The sequence below is a fragment of the Streptomyces sp. NBRC 110028 genome (genome assembly GCF_001417735.1).
In the GTDB taxonomy this organism is placed as follows: Bacteria; Actinomycetota; Actinomycetes; order Streptomycetales; family Streptomycetaceae; genus Streptomyces.
The window spans coordinates 162892-183878 of the sequence record NZ_BBUZ01000035.1; the positions used below are offsets into that span (position 1 = coordinate 162892).

Consider the following 20987-nt stretch of genomic DNA (forward strand, 5'->3'; position numbering starts at 1 on the left):
TTCCGGCGACCGAGGGAGCGCGGCCGGTGCTGCCATTCGCGATGCTGTCCGATCTCATCGCCCTGCCGGTCCGCGGCGTCAGCGCCCTGGGGCCGCGCCTCGCCGACGCCGCCGACGTCCTGCGGGACACCGGTGAGCGGCGCACCCGCCGCAGGGTGTGGGCGCGGCCGGGCCGGGCGCATGTGGAGGTGCGCGGGCTCACCGGACACGGGGAGGCGCACGACCGGCTGGCCGGGCAGCTGACGGCCGCGCTGCGCCGTCTGCACGGCGTCAACTGGGCCGAGGTGAACGCGGCGGTGGGCCAGGTGCTGGTCGACTTCGACGAGGACCACCTCGACGCCGACGAGGTGCTCCGGCTGGTCGAGCACATCGAGAAGGCGCACGGGAGCGACACGGACACCTTCCCCGGCGAGCGCCCGTTTCCGCCGTACGACACCGCCCCCGCCACGCTGGCCGCCACCTCCCTCGTCGCCGACTGCGTGGGTCTGCTGACGGCGACGGTCCGGCGCGTGACGCTGCTGCCCGCGCTCACCCCCGCGCTGCGGCTCCCGGTGGTGATGGCCGAGATCCAGCCGCGGTTGCGCGGGTTGCTGGAGTCCCGGCTCGGCCACGCCCACACCACCCTGCTGCTCGGCGTGTCGGGCGCGGTGGTGCACGCGCTGACCAGGGGTGAGGCTCCGCTGGCCCTGGACGCGGTGCAACGCGTCCTGCAGCTCGCCGAGATCCGCGGCCGGCAGGCCGTATGGCGGCGCCGCGAACCGGATCTGGTGCCCGGCTCCGACGGGCTGCCGCCGCGCTCGCATCCCCCGGCGGCCCGCCCGGCGCCGCTGCCCGCCGGGCCGGTCGAGACCTGTGTCGACCGCACCTCGCTGGCGTCCCTGATGGGGGCGTGCGGGCTGCTGGCCTGGAGGCGGGAGCCGGCGCGGGCCGCGGAGGCGATCCTGGCCACCGTGCCGCGGGCCGCCGCCATGGGCCGGGAGGCCTTCGCCGCCCGGCTGGGCGACGCCCTGGCCCGCGAGGGCGTGGTGCCCATGGACGGCGCCGCGCTGCGGCTGCTGGACCGGATCTCGGCGGTCCTGATCGACTCGGCGGTGCTGTGCACCCGGCGCCCGCGGCTGCTGTCGGTGGTCACCGTCGGCGACCTGGACGAGGCCGGGGCGTGGAGCGCCGCGCAGTCCGTGCTGGACCGCCGCGCGCTGCCGGAACTCTCCGGCGAGGGGCCCTGGTCCCGCGGCTCCTGGCGGCTGGAGCGGCCGGACGACGTCCTCGCGGCCCGCCCGTCGAGCCCATCGGCGATGACCGTGGACCTGTGCGATCCGCACGGCCGGCGGCAGGCGCGGGTCCGCATCGGCTGCGAACTCGACCCGCTGGCCGACGCCGTGGTGGCCGCCGCCCGCGCCGGTGCGGGGCGTCTGCTGCTCACCGAGCACGCCAGCGCGGAGGAGATCGCCCCGTGGGCGGACGAACTGCTCACCCACGGCACGGCGCTGCCCGACCGGGTGCGCCGATTGCAGAGCGAGGGCCACGGGGTGCTGCTGATCAGCGCCGAGGAGGACGAGGCCCTGGGCGCGGCCGACCTCGGCGTCGGCGTCGTACGGCGCGGCGCGGCGCGGGTGTGCTGGTCGGCGGATCTGCTCTGCGGCCCCGGGCTCGCCCAGGCCTGGCGCGTGCTGCGGGCGCTGGAGGACGCGCGCGGGGTCAGCCACCGGTCGGCCCGGCTGTCGATGGGCGGCTCCGCGCTCGGCGCGCTCATCGCCGCCGCGGGCACCCGGCCCACGGCGGTCGGGTTCGCCACCTCCCCGGTGTACAGCGCGGCCTTCCTGGCCGTGCTCGGGGGGATGCGCGCGGCGCGCCGGGTACACCGCAGCCCGCTCCCGGCGGAGCGGGTGCGCGGCAACTGGCACATGCTGGGGGCGCGGGAGACGCTGAGCGTGACCCGCGCGTTCCAGGAGCACCGGGCGGAGCCGCCGGCCTCCGGCGGAGCGCGGGGCAAGGAGGCCGAGGCCGCGGCACGCCCGGTGTGGGCGGCCGGGACGCGCCCGGTGTGCGAGGTCGCGGGGCTGGTCGTACGGGCCGGGGCCGCGGTCGCCGCCGCCTCCCCCGCCGGCGCGCTGGCCCGGGACGCCACGGCGCTGGCCGGGACGGTGCGCGAGGAGCTGCGCGATCCCCTCACCCCGGTGCTGGCCCTGGGTGCCGCGGCGTCCGCGGCGGTGGGGTCCGGGGTGGACTCCCTCCTGGTCGTCGGCGTCATGGCGGGCAACGCGGTGATCAGCGGCGCGCAGCGGCTGCGGGCCGACCGCTCGCTGCGGGGCCTGCTGCTGAGCGAGCAGCGGCACGCCCGGCTGGTCGACTGGGCGCCCGCGATGTCCCCGGCGGAGGGGATGGTGGTGGACCGCGAGGCGTTCTTCGCCGGGCTGGCGGCGGCCCCGGCGCGGTGCGTGCCCGCCGAGGACCTGACGGTCGGCGACATCATCGCGCTGCAGCCCTCGGACGTCGTACCGGCCGACGCCCGGCTGCTGGTGAGCGACCGGCTGGAGCTGGACGAGGCGGGGCTGACCGGCGAGTCGGGGCCGGTTCCCAAGGATCCCGCCGCCACGCCCGGCGCCGATCTGGCGGACCGTTCCTGCATGCTCCACCAGGGCTGCACCGTGCTGGCCGGGACCGGTTACGCGGTGGTCGTGGCAGCCGGATCACAGACCGAGGCGGGGCGCGCCGCCGCACTGGCCGGGGACGCCGTGACTCCGCTCGGCATCGAGGGCCGGCTCGCCGCGCTGACCAGGGTCGCGCTACCCGCCACCGGGCTCGGCGGCGCCGCCGTCACCCTGCTGGGGCTGCTGCACGGCACGCCGGTGCGCGAGGCGCTGGCCACCGGGGTGGCCGTCGCGGTGGCCGCCGTGCCCGAGGGGCTGCCGCTGGTGGCCACCGTGGCGCAGTCCGCCGCGGCGCGCCGTCTGTCGCACCGCGGGGTGCTGACCCGCTCGCCCCGGGTGCTGGAGGCGCTGGGCCGGGTGGACACGGTCTGCTTCGACAAGACCGGCACGCTGACCGAGGGGCGACTGTCCGTGTCCCGGGTGGCGGCGTACGACCACGACCTGCCGATCGGCGACGCCCTGGGCCACCGGCTGCTGCGCACCGCGGCCCGGGCCTGCCCCGGCCCCGACGGCGGCCGGGCGCTCGCCCACGCCACCGACCAGGCCGTGGTCGACGCGGCGGCCGCGCACTGCGACGGGGACGACGCCTGGCGACCGGCGTCCGAGCTGCCGTTCGAGGCCAGCCGCGGCTTCTCGGCGTGTCTGGGCACCGAGTCCGGGCGGCCGCGACTCGCCGTCAAGGGGGCGCCCGAGATCGTGCTCGCCCGGTGCACCTCCGCCCTGGCGCCGGTGGCGGCGGACGGCGCCGTACCGCTGACCCCCGAGCGGCTGCGCTCCACCGAACGCCTGCTGCACTCGCTGGCCTCCGACGGGCTGCGGGTCCTGGCGGTGGCCGAGGCCCTGCCCGATACGGCCGACACGCCCGGCACGCCGGGGGTGCCCCTGGCCGAGCTGGCCCGGGGGCTGACCCTGCTCGGCTTCATCGCCATCGCCGACACCACCCGGGCGGGGGCCGCGGAGACCGTCAAGCGGCTGACCGACGCCGGGGTGAGCATCGCGATGATCACCGGCGATCATCCGACCACGGCCGCCGCCATCGCCCGTGAGCTGGGCATCCCCGACTCCGGTCCGGTGCTCACCGGCGCGGAGCTGGACACCCTGCCGGAGAAGGAACGGGTCGAGCGGATCTCCCGGACCACCGTCTTCGCCCGGGTCTCCCCCGAACACAAGGTCCGTATCGTCCAGGCGATGCGGCAGGCCGGGCGGGTGGTGGCCATGGCCGGGGACGGGGTCAACGACGCGGCCGCGATCCGCCTCGCGGACGTGGGCATCGGCCTCTCGGCGCACGGTTCGACCTCGGCCCGGGCCGCGGCGGACCTGGTCCTCACCGATCCGGACCCGACCCGGATCCTCGACGCGCTGCGGGAGGGCCGGGCGCTGTGGCGAAGCGTGCGGGACGCGGTGGCGATCCTGGTCGGCGGCAACGCGGGCGAGGTCGCTTTCACCGTGCTGGGCGCCGCGGCGGCGGGCCGGGCACCGCTCGGCACCCGTCAGCTGCTGCTGGTCAACCTGCTCACCGACATGCTGCCCGCGCTCGCGGTCGCCCTGGCCCGGGCCCGGAAGGGCACGGACGGGGAGGATCCGCTGGCCGGCGGCCCCTCCCCCGCCCTGCTCGGCTCCGACCTGGGCCGGATCCTGGCCGTGCGCGGCGCCGCCACCGCGCTGGGCGCCGCGGCGGCGTGGACATGCGGGCGGATGACGGGCCGGGACCGGCGGGCGAGCACCATGGGGCTCGCCGCGCTGGTCGGCACCCAGCTGGGCCAGACGTTCATCACCGACTGGCACAGTCCGCTGGTGCTGGTCACCGGCGTGGCATCGGCGGCCGTCCTGTTCGCCGTGGTCGAGACGCCGGTCGTCAGCCACTTCTTCGGCTGTACGCCGCTGGGGCCGGTGGCCTGGACGGTGGTGGGCGTGTGCTCGGCCGGTGCGACCCTGGGCGCCGCCGCCGCACCGCGGCTGCTGTTCTCCCGGCGGGTTCCCCGCGCGGCCCAGGGGGCGGTTTAGGGGCTCCGGCCCGCGCCGGGGTTCTGCCATCGTTCATCCGAGTTCACCCGATTTTCACCCTGCGTGCGTGACCCGCTCTCCCACTCGGGTCAGGCTCCGGAAATGGAAGCGGATGCCTCACTTCCGGCGCCCGCCTCCCTTACGAATTGTTCCGTTTTTCCGTCCAGTGAGGTGACCCCATGGCCGACATCCTGACGACCGTCCTGGCCAAGCTGGCCCACATGACCCTGGAAGCGCTGCTCGCACAGGTGGCGAAGTCGCTTCTGACCGTCGCGTTCAAGCCGTCGACCGGCCCGGCCGCCGCCTGATACGACCGTTATCCGGCGACCGTTCGCGGCGAACATCCCGCCGTGGGCGATTTCTTCGGTGCGAAGCTCGCCACGAATTTCGTTGATCGGCCTCGGCCCGTCACAATCACCAAGTGACCTTCCCCGTCCTCCAGCGGACTCGGTCCTTCCGGGTACCGTCGGCGAGGGGTGGGCGCTTTCGGATGTGTGAAGGAGATGACCCCTGCGAGGAGGCACGTAGGTGGAAGAAAGGCTGGCCATGACGGTGGATGCGCGTGGTGACGTCGAGGAGTTCATCCTCGGGGAACGGTTCGCGTGCCTGGCGGGGCGTTCCGCCTGGCGCCGGGGAGGCATCACTCACCGCCACTATGACCTGCTGGGGGGCGAGGATTCCGCCCGGCTGCTGGCGCTCGATCTGGCGGAGTTCGTGAGTTCGGCGGACTGGAGCGCCCGGACGTTCACCAGTTTCATCGCGACCTTCGAGCAACCGCGCGGGGTCGATGAGCTGCGATTCGAAGAGCTCCTCTGGCAGCAGTTGCAACTGCTCCATGAGCAGGACGCGGATTTCCATCATTGGGCGGAGGGCTATTCGTCCGATCCGCAGTCCCCGGAGTTCGCGTTCAGCGTGGCCGGCCATCCCTTCTTCGTGATCGGCCTGCATGAGACCCACCGCCGGTTCGGCCGCAGGCCGCCCTTCCCGATGCTGGCCTTCAACTCCCATGAGCAGTTCGGCCGGATCAAGGGCGCCGGGATGTGGGACCGGCTCGCGGAGAAGATCCGCAAGCAGGACATCCAGCTGCAGGGGGACATCAATCCCAACCTGTACGAGTACGAGGAGCTGTCCGAGGCCCGCCGGTACTCGGGCCGCCCCAAGCCGGCCGACTGGCAGTGCCCCTTCGCCGCCCGGGAGGCCGCCCGGCAGGCCGAGCTGGAGCGCGCGGCGAAGCGGGAGCTGACCGTCTCGGCGGCCGCCCCGGCCATCACGGGCACCGTCGGCTGAGGCTCCGCGTACGGCGGTGACAGCGCTGGGCCCGGGGGCGGAAACCGCCCTCGGGCCCTGTCACGCGGCGGCCCCGCCAGTGGTCGCGCTCAGTGGTCGTGCGCCTCCGCCCGGTGGACCGGGCCGTGGGCGGTCAGACAGTGCTCCACGAGCGGTTCGTCCGCGCGGCGGTGCTCCTCCCCGTCCGCCCGGGGCCGGGACGTCACGGTGTCGAGGTGGTCCACCTGGAGCGTGGTGTGGGTGATGCCGTACTCCTCGCGCAGCACCTCCTCCAGCGCCTCCCGCACCGCGTGGCAGTCGCCCTCCGCCGCGACCAGGACATGGGCGGACAGCGAGACCTCGCCCGAGGTGATCTGCCAGACGTGCAGGTCGTGCACCTCGGCCACCTCGGCGTGGGACGCCAGCAGGCTTCCGATCTCGTCGGGCTCGACCCCGGCGGGAGCAGCCTCCAGCAGGACGCGCCCGGAGGCCCGCAGCAACTCCACCCCCGCCTTGATCATGAGAGCGACCACGACGAGTCCGGCGATCGCGTCGGCCCGGGCGAAGCCGGTGGTCACCACCACCAGCCCGGCGATCGCGGTGGCGATGAAGGCGTAGAGGTCGTTCAGCACATGCTGGAAGGCGCCTTCGATGTTCAGCGAGGCGCGATTCGCCTTCGACATGCACCACGCCGCCGCGATGTTCACCACGATCCCGGCGAGCGCCACGGCCAGCACCAGCCCACCGGTCACCTCGGGCGGGTCGATCAGCCGCTCCACCGCCTCATAGCCGAGATAGGCGCCGAGCAGCAGCAGCGAAAGCCCATTGGCCTGCGCGGAAAGGATTTCCGACCGCTTGAGCCCATACGTATAGCCGCCCCGGGCGGGCCGGGCCGAAAGCCGGATCGCGATGAGCGCGAGGACGATCGAGGCGGCGTCGGTGAGCATGTGCGCCGCGTCGGAAAGCAGCGCCACCGACCGCGCGATCACTCCGATCACGACTTCCACCAGCATGAATCCGGTGATCAGCGCGAGAGCGATGGACAGCCACCGGCGGTCGGCGTTCTCCGCCACACCGTGCGTGTGCCCGCCATGACCCTCACCGTGTCCGTGCGTATGGGCTTCCACCCGCTCCTCCTCGGATCGCTTATGGACAGCGGTAATTGAACAGCACTTCGGAGAATTCTCCAAAGGCTGCAATGGACACGGTTATCAGATGGCATTGCCTTATGGATTCGGCAACGCTTTTCATTGTCACGCCGGGAGAATACGCGGCCCACCGGGCCCGGCAGCGGACGTCACCCGGGCAGGCGATCACGGGTCCGCTGATGTGTACGAGGCCACGCCGGTGCGGGTGAGGTCGGCGCGCAGGAGGTGACCCCGCGCGGTGCGGCGCGTTGGCCGAACATGACGACGACGATGCGACGCCGTTCTCTCTCGCAGCCGAGCAGAGTGCCGGACCGGAGCACCGAAGGCGGCGGAACGGTTCACCAGACGCTGCACCAGTCGAGCTGCGTACCGATCTACGCGGCGCTGGTGGAACGCTGGTCGTCCGCGGGGCGGGCGGTGCCCGGGGCGTACGACCGGGAGTGGACCGAACTGGTCAACTGTCCGCCCTGGCCGGACCGGGTCCGGGCGGCGGCCCGGCCGTCCTCCGGCTGAGCCGCCGCCCGTCCTGCTTCCTTGGAGGGACCTTCAGTCGTCCCCGCCCTCCAGGCCGCCCTCCGTCTCCAGGAACAGCTCCCGGACCCGCTCCAGCACCTCCGGGTCCGGCTGCTCCCACAAGCCCCGGCTCTCGGCCTCCAGCAGCCGCTCGGCCATGCCGTGCAGCGCCCAGGGGTTGGCCTCCTCCAGGAACGCGCGGTTCTCCGGGTCGAGCAGATAGGTCTGGGCGAGCTTGTCGTACATCCAGTCGGCGACCACGCCGGTGGTGGCGTCGTAGCCGAAGAGGTAGTCGACGGTGGCGGCGAGTTCGAAGGCGCCCTTGTAGCCGTGCCGGCGCATCGCCTCGATCCAGCGCGGGTTGACCACCCGGGCCCGGAAGACCCGCGAGGTCTCCTCGTGCAGGGTGCGGGTGCGCACCGTCTCGGGGCGGGTGGAGTCGCCGATGTACGCGGCCGGGGCGGTGCCCTTCAGGGCGCGCACGGTGGCGACCATGCCGCCGTGGTACTGGAAGTAGTCGTCCGAGTCGGCGATGTCGTGCTCGCGCGTGTCGGTGTTCTTCGCCGCGACCGCGATCCTGCGGTACGCGCTCTCCATCTCCTCGCGGGCCGGGCGGCCCTCGAGACCGCGGCCGTAGGCGTAGCCGCCCCACACCGTGTAGACCTCGGCGAGGTCGGCGTCGGTGCGCCAGTCGCGGCTGTCGATGAGCTGGAGCAGCCCCGCGCCGTACGTCCCCGGCCGGGAGCCGAAGATGCGGGTGGTGGCGCGGCGCTCGTCGCCGTGCTCGGCGAGGTCGGCGCGGGTGTGGGCGCGTACGTAGTTGACGTCGTCGGCCTCGTCGAGGGAGGCGGCGAGCCGTACGGCGTCGTCCAGCAGCCCGACCACGTGCGGGAAGGCGTCGCGGAAGAAACCGCTGATGCGCAGGGTGACATCGACGCGCGGGCGGCCCAACTGGTCGGGAGTAACGGGTTCAAGTCCCGTTACTCGCCGCGACGCGTCGTCCCACACCGGGCGGATGCCCATCAGGGCCAGCGCCTCGGCCACGTCGTCGCCGGAGGTGCGCATCGCGCTCGTACCCCACAGCGACAGGCCGACCGACCGCGGGTACTGGCCGTCGTTGTCGGCGCGGTAGCGCTCCAGCAGCGAATCGGCGAGCGCCTGGCCGGTCTCCCAGGCCAGCCGGCTGGGCACGGCCTTGGGGTCGACGGAGTAGAAGTTGCGGCCGGTCGGCAGGACGTTGACCAGCCCGCGCAGCGGCGACCCGGACGGCCCCGCGGGCACGAAGCCGCCGTTCAGGGCGTGCACGGCGTGGTCGATCTCGTCGGTCGTGGCGGCGAGGCGCGGCACGACCTCGCGGGCGGCGAACTCCAGGATCGCGGTGACCGCGCCCCGCTGCGCCTCGGGCAGGTCCAGAGCGGCCTTCCCGGCGGCCTCCGGGGCCCAGTCCGCGTCCTCCATCGCCTGGACGAGGGCGCGGGCGCGCTCCTCGGCCTCGTCGGCGCTGGTGCGGGTGGCGGCCGACTCGTCCAGGCCCAGCGCCTCGCGCAGCCCGGGGAGCGCCGACGTACCGCCCCAGATCTGGCGGGCGCGCAGGATGGCCAGGACGAGGTTGACGCGCTCGGGGCCGGTCGGCGCGCCGCCGAGCACGTGCAGACCGTCGCGGATCTGGGCGTCCTTGACCTCGCACAGCCAGCCGTCGACGTGCAGCAGGAAGTCGTCGAAGCCCTCGTCGTCGGGCCGCCCCTCAAGACCCAGGTCGTGGTCGAGCCGGGCGGCCTGGATCAAGGTCCAGATCTGGGAACGGATGGCCGGGAGCTTGGCCGGGTCCATCGCGGAGATGGCGGCGTACTCGTCCAGCAGCTGTTCCAGCCGGGCGATGTCGCCGTAGGAGTCGGCGCGGGCCATCGGCGGTACGAGGTGGTCGACCAGGGTGGCGTGGACCCGCCGCTTGGCCTGGGTGCCCTCGCCGGGGTCGTTGACCAGGAAGGGGTAGATCAGCGGCAGGTCGCCCAGTGCGGCGTCGGGGCCGCAGGCGGCGGACAGGCCCGCGTTCTTGCCCGGCAGCCACTCCAGGTTGCCGTGCTTGCCCAGGTGCACCATGGCGTCGGCGCCGAAGCCGCCGTCGGCCTGCGGGGTCGCCATCCAGCGGTAGGCGGCCAGGTAGTGGTGCGAGGGCGGCAGATCGGGGTCGTGGTAGATGGCGATGGGGTTTTCGCCGAAGCCGCGCGGCGGCTGGATGACGACCAGGAGGTTGCCGTGGCGCAGCGCGGCGAGGACGATCTCGCCCTCGGGGTCGCGGCTGGTGTCCACGAACATCTCACCGGGCGGCGGGCCCCAGTGCTCCTCGACCGCGTCGCGCAGCTCCCCCGGCAGGGTGGCGTACCAGCGGCGGTAGTCGGCGGCGGGGACGCGGACCGGGTTCTTGGCCAGCTGCTCCTCGGTGAGCCAGTCCTGGTCGTGGCCGCCGGCCTCGATGAGGGCGTAGATCAGTTCGTCGCCGACGCCGGAGGCGAGGCCCGGGAGCGCCCCGTCGCCCTCCTCGGGGCCGAGGTCGTAGCCTTCGGCGCGCAGCCGGCGCAGCAGGGCGACGGCGCTGGCGGGGGTGTCGAGGCCGACCGCGTTGCCGATGCGGGAGTGCTTGGTGGGGTAGGCGGACAGCACGAGCGCGAGGCGCTTGTCGGCCGCCGGTATGTGCTTCAGCCGGGCGTGCCGTACGGCGATTCCGGCGACGCGCGCGGCGCGCTCGGGGTCGGCGGCGTAGACCGGCAGGCCGTCCTCGTCGACCTCCTTGAAGGAGAACGGCACGGTGATCAGCCGCCCGTCGAACTCCGGGACGGCGACCTGGGTCGCGGCGTCCAGCGGCGACAGGCCCTCGTCGTTCTCCTCCCACGCGCTGCGCGGCGAGGTCAGGCACAGCGCCTGGAGCACGGGGACGTCGAGCGCGGCGAGCGCGCCCGCGTCCCACGCCTCGTCGTCGCCGCCCGCCGACGCCTCGGCGGGGCGGGTGCCGCCCGCGGCGAGCACGGTGGTGACGACGGCGTCGGCCGCGCCGAGGGCCTCGATCAGCTCGGGCTCGGGGGCCCGGAGGGAGGCGACGAACAGCGGCAGCGGGCGGCCTCCGGCGTCCTCGACGGCCCGGCACAGCGCCTCCACGAAGGCGGTGTTGCCGCTCATGTGGTGGGCCCGGTAGTAGAGCACGGCGATCACCGGGCCGGTGACGCCCTCGCGCGCGGTGCGCTCCAGCGGCCCCCAGGTGGGGGCGGTGGCGGGCGGTTCGAAGCCGTGGCCGGTGAGCAGCACGGTGTCGGACAGGAAGCGGGCCAGCTGACCCAGGTTGGCGGGGCCGCCGTGCGCGAGGTAGGCGTGGGCCTCGGCGGCGATCCCCACGGGGACCGTGGACGCCTCCATGAGCTGGGCGTCGGGGGCCTGTTCACCGGTGAGGACGACGACGGGGAGGTCGCCCGCGAGCAGGGTCTCGAGGCCGTCCTCCCAGGCGCGGATGCCACCGAGCAGCCGCACGACGACGAGTTCGACACCGTCGAGGAGGCCGGGCAGATCGTCGAGCGGGAGCCGCGCCGGGTTGGCGAGGCGGTATGGCACCGGGCCCGTGGCCGCGCGGGCGCTGAGCAGGTCGGTGTCGGACGTCGACAGCAGCAGGATCATGGCTCGGTGCCTTCCTCGGGGTCCGCGCCCCGGGCGGGTTGGAAGACGGCGGGAGTTCCTGACTCGCACGGCGGGCTGCCGTGCTCACAGTGGCGGGACCGCACCGGATTCGCACCGGTTTCCTCCCCCAGGGGATGTCTCGCCGACCATGCCGGGCTCCCGACGCCGCTGTGACATCGGCCGCTGCCGCGGCGGGCGGCGCCTCGCGGCCCCGCGCTCGTCGCACGCAGCGCCGCTGCGCACTCCTCACGCGGGTTGTGCGATGCACCGCACCAGACGCCATTCGCTGATCCGGCCTGATCGGCAAGACACCCCCAAGACGCCGTCTTGAGCGTCAGGCGGGCCAGACGGCCCGCCGCAGAGCATAGTAGGCGTTGCTGACCTGGCACGGGACGGTGAGGGCCGACCGGACGTCGGTATGCTCGCCGCCATGTCCCTCCCCCCGGCAACCGTCCCACCTGCGAACGAAGCGCCCGGCCAAGCGCCCTCGCGGCGGGCGCGCGGACGCGATGACGCCTGCCCCGGCGCGCTGCGGCTGCACCCGGCGGACGACGGCTCCCTGGCGCGCGTCCGGATACCCGGCGGTCTGCTGACGGCAGGTCAGGCGCTGGCGCTGGCGCGGGTGAGCGAGGAGCTGGGCGACGGCCGTCTGGACCTCACCTCGCGGGGCAATCTCCAGCTCCGCGGCCTGGACGCGGCGTGCGGCGGCGAGCTGGCGGCCGCGTTGCGGGACGCCGGGCTGCTTCCCTCCGACCGGCATGACCGGGTGCGCAACATCGTGGCGTCCCCGCTGAGCGGCCTCGACGGCGGCGGGCACGGCGACGTCACCGTGTGGGCCCGGGAGTTGGACGCCGCGCTGTGCGCCGGGGCGTGGGACGAGTTGTCCGGCTTGTCGGGCCGTTTCCTGTTCGCGATGGACGACGGCCGGGGCGATGTGGCCGCATTGGGCGCGGATGTGACATTGATCGCAACGCCGGACGGCGGGGCGGTGCTGCGGGTGGGCTCCGGTGCGCCGGAGGCCGGTCTTGAGGTGCGGGGGCGGGACGCGCCGCGCGCCGCCGCGCTGGCCGCCGTGGAGTTCCTGGCCAGGGCCCGGGCGAGCGGCACCGGGGCGTGGCGGGTGCGCGAACTGCCCGCGCGACACGCCGTGACCGCCGACGGCCTGGCGGCACGGTTCGCGGACGAGGGCGTCGAAGCCGTACGTACCGGACGCGGCGGGCCTGTTGACGCGCCCGGCGCGCCGCCCGCGCCGGGCGTCGTGTCCGGGCCGGACGGGCGCCACGCCGTGTCCGTCCTCGTGCCCCTGGGCCGGGTCGGCGCGGCGCCGTGGCGGCTGCTCGCCGGGCTCGCCTCCCGGGGCGGGTCGGGCGAGCTGCGTGTGACACCCTGGCGCGGCGTGGTGCTCCCGGGGTTCACCGCGGACGACGCGGCGGCCGCGTCGCGGGAGGTGGCCGACGCGGGGCTGGTGACCGATCCGGGCTCCCCGTGGGCCGGGGTCGGCGCGTGCACGGGACGGCCGGGCTGCGCCAAGTCCCTGGCGGATGTGCGCGCCCACGCGACACGCGCGGTGGCGGACGCTCCCCGCTCCCCCGGCGCGCCGCCGCCGGTGCCGGTGTACTTCTCCGGCTGTGAGCGGCGCTGCGGCCACCCCGGCGGCCGCTGGGTGGACGCGCTGGCCACCTCCGGCACGGATTACCGGCTCACCGTACGCGGCACGCGGGAGCCCGACGGCGCGACAGAGGTAACGGCGGAGCGATTGGCCGACGCCGTGGCGACGACCCGCGGAACAGCATGATCAACGACATGATCGAGGACACAGTGTTCGACTACGAGAAGGACGGGGCGGCCATCTACCGCGCCTCCTTTGCCACCATCCGCGCCGAGGCGGACCTGGACGGCCTCCCCGCCGACGTCAGCCGCGTCGTGGTGCGGATGATCCACGCGTGCGGCATGGTCGACCTGGTCAAGGACCTCGCATACACGCCCGAGGTGGTCGCCCGGGCCCGGGAGGCGCTGCGCGCCGGAGCGCCCGTGCTCTGCGACGCCCAGATGGTCGCCAGCGGCGTCACCCGCAGGCGGCTGCCCGCCGACAACGACGTGGTGTGCACGCTGTCCGACCCCGCCGTACCGGAGTTGGCGCGGCGCATGGGGACCACGCGCAGCGCCGCCGCGCTGGAGCTGTGGCGGGACCGGCTGGAGGGTTCGGTCGTGGCCGTCGGCAACGCGCCCACCGCGCTGTTCCGTCTGCTGGAAATGCTCGAACAGGGCGCGCCGCGCCCGGCCGCCGTCATCGGTGTGCCGGTCGGGTTCATCGGCGCCGCCGAGTCCAAGGAGGCGCTGGCCGGACATCCGTCGGCGCCCCACCATCTGGTGGTGCGCGGCCGACGCGGCGGCAGCGCCATCGCCGCGGCCGCGATCAACGCGATAGCGAGCGAGGAAGAGTGAGCGAGCAGCAGCGACAGGCGACGCCCGCGGCGAAGGGACGGCTGTACGGCGTGGGCCTCGGCCCCGGTGACCCTTCCCTGATGACGGTACGGGCGGTGGAGGTCATCGCCGGGGCCGATGTCGTGGCGTACCACAGCGCCCGGCACGGCCGCAGCATCGCCCGCTCCATCGCCGAGCGGCATCTGCGGCCCGACCACATCGAGGAGCGACTGGTCTACCCGGTCACCACGGAGGGCACCGACCATCCGGGCGGCTACCGGGGCGCGATGGAGGAGTTCTACGCGGAGGCGGCGGCGCGGCTCGCCGCGCACCTGGACGCGGGGCGCACGGTCGCGGTGCTGGCCGAGGGCGATCCGCTCTTCTACGGCTCGTACATGCACATGCACAAGCGGCTCGCCGACCGCTACCCCACCGAGGTGATCCCCGGCGTGACCTCGGTGAGCGCGGCGGCCGCCCGGCTCGGCGCGCCGCTGGTGGAGGGCGAGGAGGTGCTGACTGTCCTCCCGGGCACGCTGCCCGAGGAGGAGCTGACCGCGCGCCTGGCGACGACCGACGCGGCGGCGGTCATGAAGCTCGGCCGCACCTTCCCGGCCGTGCGGCGCGCCCTGGAGCGTTCGGGGCGGCTCGCCGACGCGCGGTACGTGGAGCGGGCCACGATGAGCGCGGAGCGCACCGGGCCGCTGGAGGAGGTCGACCCGTCGTCGGTGCCGTACTTCTCGGTGGCGGTGCTGCCGAGCCGTATCGGCGCACCGGCCGCCCCGGCCGCCGCCGCGTCCGGACGCCCGGGCGAAGTCGTGGTGGTGGGCCTCGGACCGGCCGGTCCGCTGTGGCTCACCCCCGAGGCCCGGGGCGAGTTGGCCGCCGCCGAGGACCTGGTCGGCTACACCACCTATCTGGACCGGGTCCCCGTACGGCCCGGTCAGCGACGGCACCCCTCCGACAACAAGGTCGAGGCCGAGCGCGCCGAATTCGCCCTCGACCTGGCCCGGCGCGGTCGGCGTGTCGCCGTCGTCTCCTCGGGCGACCCCGGCGTGTTCGCCATGGCCACCGCCGTTCTGGAGGCCGCGTCCGAGGGCCCGTACCGCGATGTCCCGGTGCGGGTGCTGCCCGGCGTGACCGCCGCCCATGCCGCGGCCGCCCGCGCCGGTGCGCCGCTCGGCCACGACTACGCCGTCGTCTCGCTGTCGGACCGGCTCAAGCCCTGGGAGGTCATCGCCGGGCGCCTGCACGCCGCGGCCGCCGCCGACCTGGTCCTCGCCCTCTACAACCCCGGCTCCCGCAGCCGGATCTGGCAGGTCGGCAAGGCCCGCGAACTCCTCCTGGAACACCGCGCGCCGGACACCCCCGTCGTGCTGGGCCGTGACATCGGCGGCCCCGAGGAGAGCGTCCGCATCGTCCGCCTGGCCGACCTCGACCCGGCCGAGGTGGACATGCGCACGATCCTGCTGATCGGGTCCTCCCAGACGCGTACGGTCCGCCGTGGCGACGGCACGGAGATCGTCTGGACCCCGCGACGCTACCCGGAGGTGTGACGTCCCGGCGCCGTACGGAGCCAGGCGACGGCCTCGGCGGGGGTCCGCACCACCGGGACGTCCCGCGGGGCCGGGGGGCGCTGGACGACGACCACGGGGATTCCGGCGTCGCGGGCCGCGGTCAGCTTGGGGGCCGTGGCGCCCGCGCCGCTGTCCTTGGTGACCAGGACGTCGATGCGGTGGCGGCGCAGCAGCTCGGCCTCTCCCGCGAGGGTGAACGGACCACGGTCGAGGATCACCTCCATGCGGGGCGGGAACGGTGGCTGCGGGGCGTCGACCGAGCGGACCAGGAAAGAGGGCGCGGTGAGGTGGGCGAAGGCGGCCAGCCCCATGCGGCCCGTGGTGAGGAAGACCCGCTCCCCCAGGTCCGGCAGCAGCCGCGCGGCCTCCTCCAGCGAGGCGGCCGGGTGCCAGCGGTCGCCCGGGCCCGCCACCCAGCCGGGGCGGCGCAGGGCCAGCAGGGGAACATGGACGGCGGCGGCCGCACGGGCCGCGTTGTGACTGATCGTGTCGGCGAAAGGATGGGTGGCGTCGATGAGCGCGTCCACCTGGTGCTCGCGCAGCCAGCGGGCCATGCCCTCGGGGCCCCCGAACCCGCCGATCCGCACCTGCCCGGCGGGCAGCCGCGGTTCGGCGACCCGGCCCGCGAGGGAGCTGGTGACGCGCAGGGCCGGATCGCGGTCCAGCTCCGCGGCGAGTCGGCGGGCCTCGGTGGTGCCGCCCAGGATGAGCACATGGCGCGCCGGTGCGCTGTTCATCGGATGCCTTTCGTCGTCCGTGCGCCCGTCATCGTATGCGCGGCCGGTGGCCCATGGCTGAGGCGGAGGCCGGGGTGAGCGGGGGCCGCGGGGCACAGCTGGAGCGGACCGGGCTGCGGCACGGGTGGACCACCGGGGCGTGCGCGACCGCCGCGGCGACGGCCGCGTACACCGCGCTGCTGACCGGCGACTTCCCCGACCCGGTGACGATCGCGCTGCCCAAGGGGCAGCGGCCCGCGTTCGCGCTGGCGGCCGAGGAACTGGGGGCGGACCGGGCCATGGCGGCGGTCGTGAAGGACGCCGGGGACGATCCCGACGTCACGCACGGCGCGCTGATACGGGCGACCGTACGGGCCCTGCCGCCGGGCGGCGGCGTGGTGTTCCGGGCCGGTCCCGGCGTCGGCACCGTCACCCGGCCCGGACTGCCGCTCGCGGTGGGCGAACCGGCCGTCAACCCCGTGCCCCGCCAGATGATGAGCGAGCACATCGCCTCCGTCGCCGCCCGCCACGGCGGCGGCGGGGACGTCGAGATCGAGATCTCGGTGGACGACGGCGAGGAGATCGCCCGCAGCACGTGGAACCCCCGGCTGGGCATCCTCGGCGGGCTGTCCATCCTGGGCACGACCGGCATCGTGGTGCCGTACTCCTGCTCGGCGTGGATCGACAGCATCCGGCGCGGCGTGGACGTCGCCAGGGCGGCGGGACGGCGCCATGTGGCGGGGTGCACGGGGTCGACGTCCGAGAAGGTGGCGGTGGCCACGCACGGGCTGCCGCAGGACGCCCTGCTGGACATGGGCGACTTCGCGGGCGCCGTGCTCAAGTACCTGCGCCGCCACCCGGTGGAGCGGCTGACGATCGCCGGGGGCTTCGCCAAGCTCTCCAAGCTCGCGGCGGGCCACCTGGACCTGCACTCCTCCCGCTCCCAGGTCGACAAGGGCTTCCTCGCGGAGCTGGCCCGCCGCGGCGGCGCGGACGAGGAACTGGCGGCGGCGGTCGCGGCGGCCAACACCGGCCTGGAGACGGTGCAGCTGTGCGCGGCCCGGGGCGTCCCCCTCGGCGACCTGGTCGCGGCGGCGGCGCGGGAGGTCGCCCTGGGGGTGCTGCGCGGGGCCCCGGTCGCGGTCGACGTGATCTGCGTCGACCGCGCGGGCACCGTCGTGGGCCACGCCGCCCCCCGCGGCCCACGGGACGCCTGAGGCGCCGGCGGGCGCGGTGCGCGTGCCCGCCAGGCGGCGGGCACGGGCGCTCAGGGGGCGGGGGTGTCCTGTGGGGGCCGGGGGCGGGCCGGGGAGTAGAGGTGGCTGTCGCGGAACTGTTCGGCGGCCAGGGTGCGGCCCACCATGATGACGGCCGTACGCACCACTCCGGCCGCCTTCACCTGGTCCGCGATGTCCGCCAGGGTGCCGCGCAGCACCAGTTCGCCGGGGCGGCTGGCCATGGCGACCACGGCGGCCGGGCAGTCGGGGCCGTAGTGCGGGAGGAGTTCGCCGACCACGCGGTCCACGTAGCGGGCGGCGAGGTGCAGGACGAGCAGGGCGCGGCTGCGGCCGAGGGTGGCCAGGTCCTCGCCGTCGGGCATGGGGGTGGCCTGCTGGGCGACGCGGGTGAGGATGACGGTCTGGCCGACGGTCGGCACGGTCAGCTCCCGGCCCAGGGCCGCGGCCGCGGCGGCGAAGGCCGGGACGCCGGGGACGACCTCGTACGGGATTCCGGCCGCGTCGAGGCGCCGCATTTGCTCGGCGACGGCGCTGAAGACCGACGGATCGCCGGAGTGGAGGCGTGCCACGTCGTGGCCCGCCTCGTGGGCGGCGGCGAACTCGGCGGTGATCTGGTCGAGATCGAGCCCGGCGGTGTCCACGAGCCGGGCGTCCGGCGGGCATTCGGCCAGCAGTTCGCGGGGGACGAGGCTGCCCGCGTAGAGGCACACCCGGCAGCGGGCGAGGGTGCGCGCGCCGCGCAGGGTGATGAGATCGGCGGCGCCGGGGCCCGCGCCGATGAAGTACACCGTCATCGTGTCTCTCCTGGGACTGGGGCTTTGGTGGTGGACCACTGGGTGACCGGCATCGCCTGGCGCCAGCCGGTGAAGCCGCCCACGGGAGCGGCGTGGGAGACGGCGAGGCGGGTGAGGTCGCCGCCGTGGCGGGTGTACCAGCGGGTGAGCAGGGCTTCGGATTCGAGGGTCACGGTGTTGACCACGAGGCGGCCGCCCGGGGGGAGGGCGGTCCAGCAGGCCTCCAGGAGGCCGGGGGTGGTGGCGCCGCCGCCGACGAAGACGGCGTCGGGGGCGGGCAGGCCGGTGAGGGCGGCCGGGGCGGCGCCGGTGACGACGCGCAGGCCGGGGACGCCGAGGGTGGTGGCGTTGCGGGTGATGCGTGTCGCGCGGACCGGATCGCGTTCGACGGAGACGGCACGGCAGGCGGGGTGGGCGCGCATCCACTCCACGGCGATGGAGCCGGAGCCGCCGCCGACGTCCCACAGCAGTTCGCCCGGGGCGGGGGCGAGGGCGGCGAGGGTGGCGGCGCGGATGTGGCGTTTGGTCAGCTGGCCGTCGTGTTCGTACGCGGCGTCCGGCAGCCCGGGGACGGCGGACAGGCGCGGGGCATCCGGCGCCGGTGCGCAGTCGAGGGCGATGACGTTGAGGGGGTCGCCGGGCGGGTGGGGCCATGCCTCGGCGGTGCCCTCGACGGCGTGTTCCCGCGCGCCGCCCAGCTGTTCCAGGACCCGCATCCGGGTCGGGCCGAAGCCGCGGTCCCGCAGCAGCCCGGCGACCTCGGCCGGGGTCCCGGCGCCGGCGCTGAGGACGAGCAGCCGGCGGCCGGGGTACAGGGCGCGGGAGAGGGTGGCCAGGGGGCGGCCGACGAGGCTGATCACCTCGGTGGTCTCCTGTGCCCAGCCCAGCCGCGCGCAGGCGTAGGAGACGGACGACGGATGCGGCAGTACCCGCAGCGCGCCGGGGCCCAGCAGTTCGGTGAGGGTGCGTCCGATGCCGAAGAACATGGGGTCGCCGCTCGCCAGCACGCACACCTCGCGCCCGGTGTGCGCGGCGAGCAGCCCGGGGAGGGCGGGGCGCAGCGGGGACGGCCAGGGGACGCGTTCGGCGGCGCAGTCCGGTGGCAGCAGGTCGAGTTGGCGCGGTCCGCCGATGACGACCTCCGCCGTGCGCAGCGCCGCACGGCCGGCCGGGGCGAGCCCGCCCCATCCGTCGGCGCCGATGCCGATGACGGTCAGGGGGGTGGGTGGTGGGCTCACTGGGGTTCCTCGTGGTTCGGTGGCGGCTGGGGCCAGGAGGTTCGTTGTCCCCCAGGCCCCGGCCCGCACTCTACTGACCTGCTACGACGCCCCCGCGCCCGGCTCCGTCTCGGCGAGCGCCAGCAGCTCCTCCACCGTCATGCCGGCCGGTATCGGCTCGGGCGCGGGCGTCCGCAGCGGCGGTTGCCAGCCGTCCTCGGGGGCCCAGCGCCGGATGACGCGGGCGGGCGCCCCGGCGACCACGGCGTGGTCGGGCACCTCGCCCCGTACGACCGCGCCGGCCGCGACGACGACGTTGCGGCCCAGCCGCGCCCCGGGCAGGATCACCGCGCCCGCGCCCAGCCAGCTCCCGGAGCCGATCTCGACGGGGGCGGAGCGCGGCCACTGGCGGCCGATGGGCTGGTGGGGATCGTCGTAGGAGTGGTTGTCGCTGGTCACGTAGGTGTACGGGCCGCAGAACACGTCGTCGCCGAAGACCACGTCCCGGGAGGCGATGACGTGGCTGCCGCGGCCCAGCACCACGCCGTCGCCGAGCCGCAGGATGGGGCCGGGGCCGAGGTCGAGGCCGGGCATCATGCCGACGGTGAGCGTGACCTGCTCGCCGATGACGCAGTGGTCGCCGAGTTCGATCCACGGTTCGCCGAAGACGGTGCCCTGGGGGAACGCCAGCCGGGTGCCGGTGCCGATGCGGCCGAAGCGGTACGGGCCGGGCCGCTCGGCGGTCACCGCGCCCGCGCGCTGCACGGCGCGCCACCCGCGGTGCACCAGCCGGGACGCGGCGCGGCGGCGCCACGCCCGCCAGGATGAGAACACGTTCTCGTTCTTCGGCATGTACACACCGTATCCGGCCGCCGCGGGGCCGTCTGCCTCGCATGCGCCCTCAACTCCCCGGCCGCCGCAGGACGCAGTCGCCGCACAGGCCACCGCCCGGCACCCGGTAGTACAGGCAGCAGCTGCGGCGCCGGAAGGCGGGCGGGGTGGTGGTCAGTCGGCCGGTGCCGCGCAGCGGCGGGTACGCGAACTGGGCGCGGACCACGGCCATCGCCCGCTCCCCCGCCTCGTCCAGGCCCCGCGCCCGGCACCAGTCGTGCAGCACCCGCAGCGAACCCACCAGCGCCGAGGCGGCGTTGCCCCACAGCAGCCGGTCCGAGACCCGGTAGGCGCGGCTGACGGCGTGGTGCAGCGGCGTCAGATGCGCGTACGCGGAGTCGGCGAGCTGCCCGGCGAGCCCGCCGGGTTCGCCCTTCACCGGTGGTGTGCCGGGCCACCACAGGTCGTCGGGGGCGGTGCGCCGGGGGTTCCACCACAGCCGGTCGGGGCGGAGGTCGTACACCGCGCCGGTCAGGGCCGCGGGGCCGAGCGCGAGGGACCAGACGCGGGCGGCGAGCCCTTGGAAGGTGAGGGAGGCCGCGACCCTCGGCTCGTCGGTGCCCAGGCTCGCGGCGACCGCCTCCACCCGGCCGCGCAGCGGGGGCGCGGCGGCGCCCCCGCCCGTCAGCCGGCAGGCCGCGCCGATCCGCTCGTACCCCTCCGCCGCCGGGTCACCGGAGCCGGTGCGCAGCGCGAAGAACGGCCCCACCTCGGCGGCCCGCGCCATGGCCGGCATTAGGGGGTGCCTTCCGGATCATGCCGGGCTCGCGGGGTCTGGCACGCACGCTCGCCGCGTTGTCGTCGTCGCACGCAGCGCCGCTGCGCTCTCCTCCTCCGCCTTGCGATCGCACGCACCAGACCCCGCTCCCTGATCCGACCTGATCCGAA

Annotated in this window: 15 protein-coding genes and 1 riboswitch; of the genes, 8 read left to right on the forward strand and 7 right to left on the reverse strand. The window is 75.2% G+C overall.

All coding sequences use genetic code 11. The features are described from left to right. Window positions 1–26: 26 nt before the first annotated feature. The 3 genes from ASC60_RS28140 (at window position 27) to gntA (ending at window position 5942) form a co-directional block, all read left to right on the forward strand. Window positions 27–4655, forward strand: a complete 4629-nt coding sequence (locus ASC60_RS28140; RefSeq protein WP_055555765.1) for a cation-translocating P-type ATPase — start codon at window positions 27–29, stop codon at window positions 4653–4655. A gap of 179 nt (window positions 4656–4834) precedes the next feature. Next, on the forward strand, window positions 4835–4963 hold the full coding sequence (locus tag ASC60_RS43800) for a hypothetical protein (RefSeq protein WP_267892827.1): 129 nt from the start codon (window positions 4835–4837) through the stop codon (window positions 4961–4963). 220 nt (window positions 4964–5183) lie between these two features. After that, the gene (gntA, locus tag ASC60_RS28145) at window positions 5184–5942 is read left to right on the forward strand and encodes a guanitoxin biosynthesis heme-dependent pre-guanitoxin N-hydroxylase GntA (protein ID WP_234357178.1); all 759 of its coding nucleotides are present in this window, start codon (window positions 5184–5186) and stop codon (window positions 5940–5942) included. A gap of 89 nt (window positions 5943–6031) precedes the next feature. Here the strand turns inward: gntA and ASC60_RS28150 are convergent, their stop codons facing one another. Then, window positions 6032–7048: a cation diffusion facilitator family transporter gene (locus ASC60_RS28150; protein WP_055555769.1), complete on the reverse strand. Its 1017-nt coding sequence runs from the start codon at window positions 7046–7048 to the stop codon at window positions 6032–6034. A 291-nt stretch (window positions 7049–7339) separates the two neighbouring features. Here ASC60_RS28150 and ASC60_RS28155 point away from each other — a divergent pair, with 291 nt between their 5' ends. Then, window positions 7340–7582 (forward strand): hypothetical protein, encoded by a 243-nt coding sequence (locus tag ASC60_RS28155; RefSeq protein ID WP_055555841.1) that lies wholly within the window; start codon window positions 7340–7342, stop codon window positions 7580–7582. 33 nt (window positions 7583–7615) lie between these two features. Here ASC60_RS28155 and cobN read toward each other — a convergent pair whose 3' ends face one another. Then, complete coding sequence (cobN, locus tag ASC60_RS28160) at window positions 7616–11245, reverse strand: cobaltochelatase subunit CobN (protein ID WP_055555771.1); 3630 nt, start codon at window positions 11243–11245, stop codon at window positions 7616–7618. Between the two features lie 31 nt (window positions 11246–11276). After that, window positions 11277–11405: riboswitch (cobalamin riboswitch) on the reverse strand. A 258-nt stretch (window positions 11406–11663) separates the two neighbouring features. Here cobN and cobG point away from each other — a divergent pair. From cobG to ASC60_RS28175, 3 genes are read left to right on the forward strand one after another with little or no spacing between them, the layout of a single operon-like run. Next, window positions 11664–13040 (forward strand): precorrin-3B synthase, encoded by a 1377-nt coding sequence (gene cobG / locus ASC60_RS28165; RefSeq protein WP_055555773.1) that lies wholly within the window; start codon window positions 11664–11666, stop codon window positions 13038–13040. Between the two features lie 8 nt (window positions 13041–13048). After that, window positions 13049–13690, forward strand: a complete 642-nt coding sequence (locus ASC60_RS28170; protein WP_055555843.1) for a precorrin-8X methylmutase — start codon at window positions 13049–13051, stop codon at window positions 13688–13690. Beyond that, on the forward strand, window positions 13687–15222 hold the full coding sequence (locus ASC60_RS28175; RefSeq protein ID WP_055555775.1) for a precorrin-2 C(20)-methyltransferase: 1536 nt from the start codon (window positions 13687–13689) through the stop codon (window positions 15220–15222). Before ASC60_RS28170 ends, ASC60_RS28175 begins: the two co-directional genes overlap by 4 nt. Here the strand turns inward: ASC60_RS28175 and ASC60_RS28180 are convergent. After that, window positions 15207–15980, reverse strand: a complete 774-nt coding sequence (locus ASC60_RS28180; RefSeq protein ID WP_055555777.1) for a cobalt-precorrin-6A reductase — start codon at window positions 15978–15980, stop codon at window positions 15207–15209. The genes ASC60_RS28175 and ASC60_RS28180 overlap by 16 nt on opposite strands. Before the next feature lie 53 nt (window positions 15981–16033). Between ASC60_RS28180 and ASC60_RS28185 the strand changes: the two genes are divergently transcribed. Continuing rightward, a complete protein-coding gene (locus ASC60_RS28185; protein ID WP_055555778.1) occupies window positions 16034–17176 on the forward strand; it encodes a cobalt-precorrin-5B (C(1))-methyltransferase in 1143 nt (380 codons plus the stop codon). A 50-nt stretch (window positions 17177–17226) separates the two neighbouring features. Here the strand turns inward: ASC60_RS28185 and cobM are convergent, their stop codons facing one another. The 4 genes from cobM to ASC60_RS28205 all read right to left on the reverse strand — a co-directional run bounded on the left by cobM (window position 17227) and on the right by ASC60_RS28205 (window position 20835). Then, a complete protein-coding gene (gene cobM / locus ASC60_RS28190) occupies window positions 17227–17991 on the reverse strand; it encodes a precorrin-4 C(11)-methyltransferase (protein WP_055555780.1) in 765 nt (254 codons plus the stop codon). After that, the gene (locus tag ASC60_RS28195) at window positions 17988–19229 is read right to left on the reverse strand and encodes a bifunctional cobalt-precorrin-7 (C(5))-methyltransferase/cobalt-precorrin-6B (C(15))-methyltransferase (protein WP_055555782.1); all 1242 of its coding nucleotides are present in this window, start codon (window positions 19227–19229) and stop codon (window positions 17988–17990) included. The genes cobM and ASC60_RS28195 overlap by 4 nt, the downstream gene beginning before the upstream one ends. 81 nt (window positions 19230–19310) lie before the next feature. Continuing rightward, window positions 19311–20060 (reverse strand): DapH/DapD/GlmU-related protein, encoded by a 750-nt coding sequence (locus ASC60_RS28200; protein WP_055555845.1) that lies wholly within the window; start codon window positions 20058–20060, stop codon window positions 19311–19313. A gap of 49 nt (window positions 20061–20109) precedes the next feature. Then, window positions 20110–20835, reverse strand: a complete 726-nt coding sequence (locus ASC60_RS28205; protein WP_055555784.1) for a (2Fe-2S)-binding protein — start codon at window positions 20833–20835, stop codon at window positions 20110–20112. Between the last annotated feature and the right edge of the window lie 152 nt (window positions 20836–20987).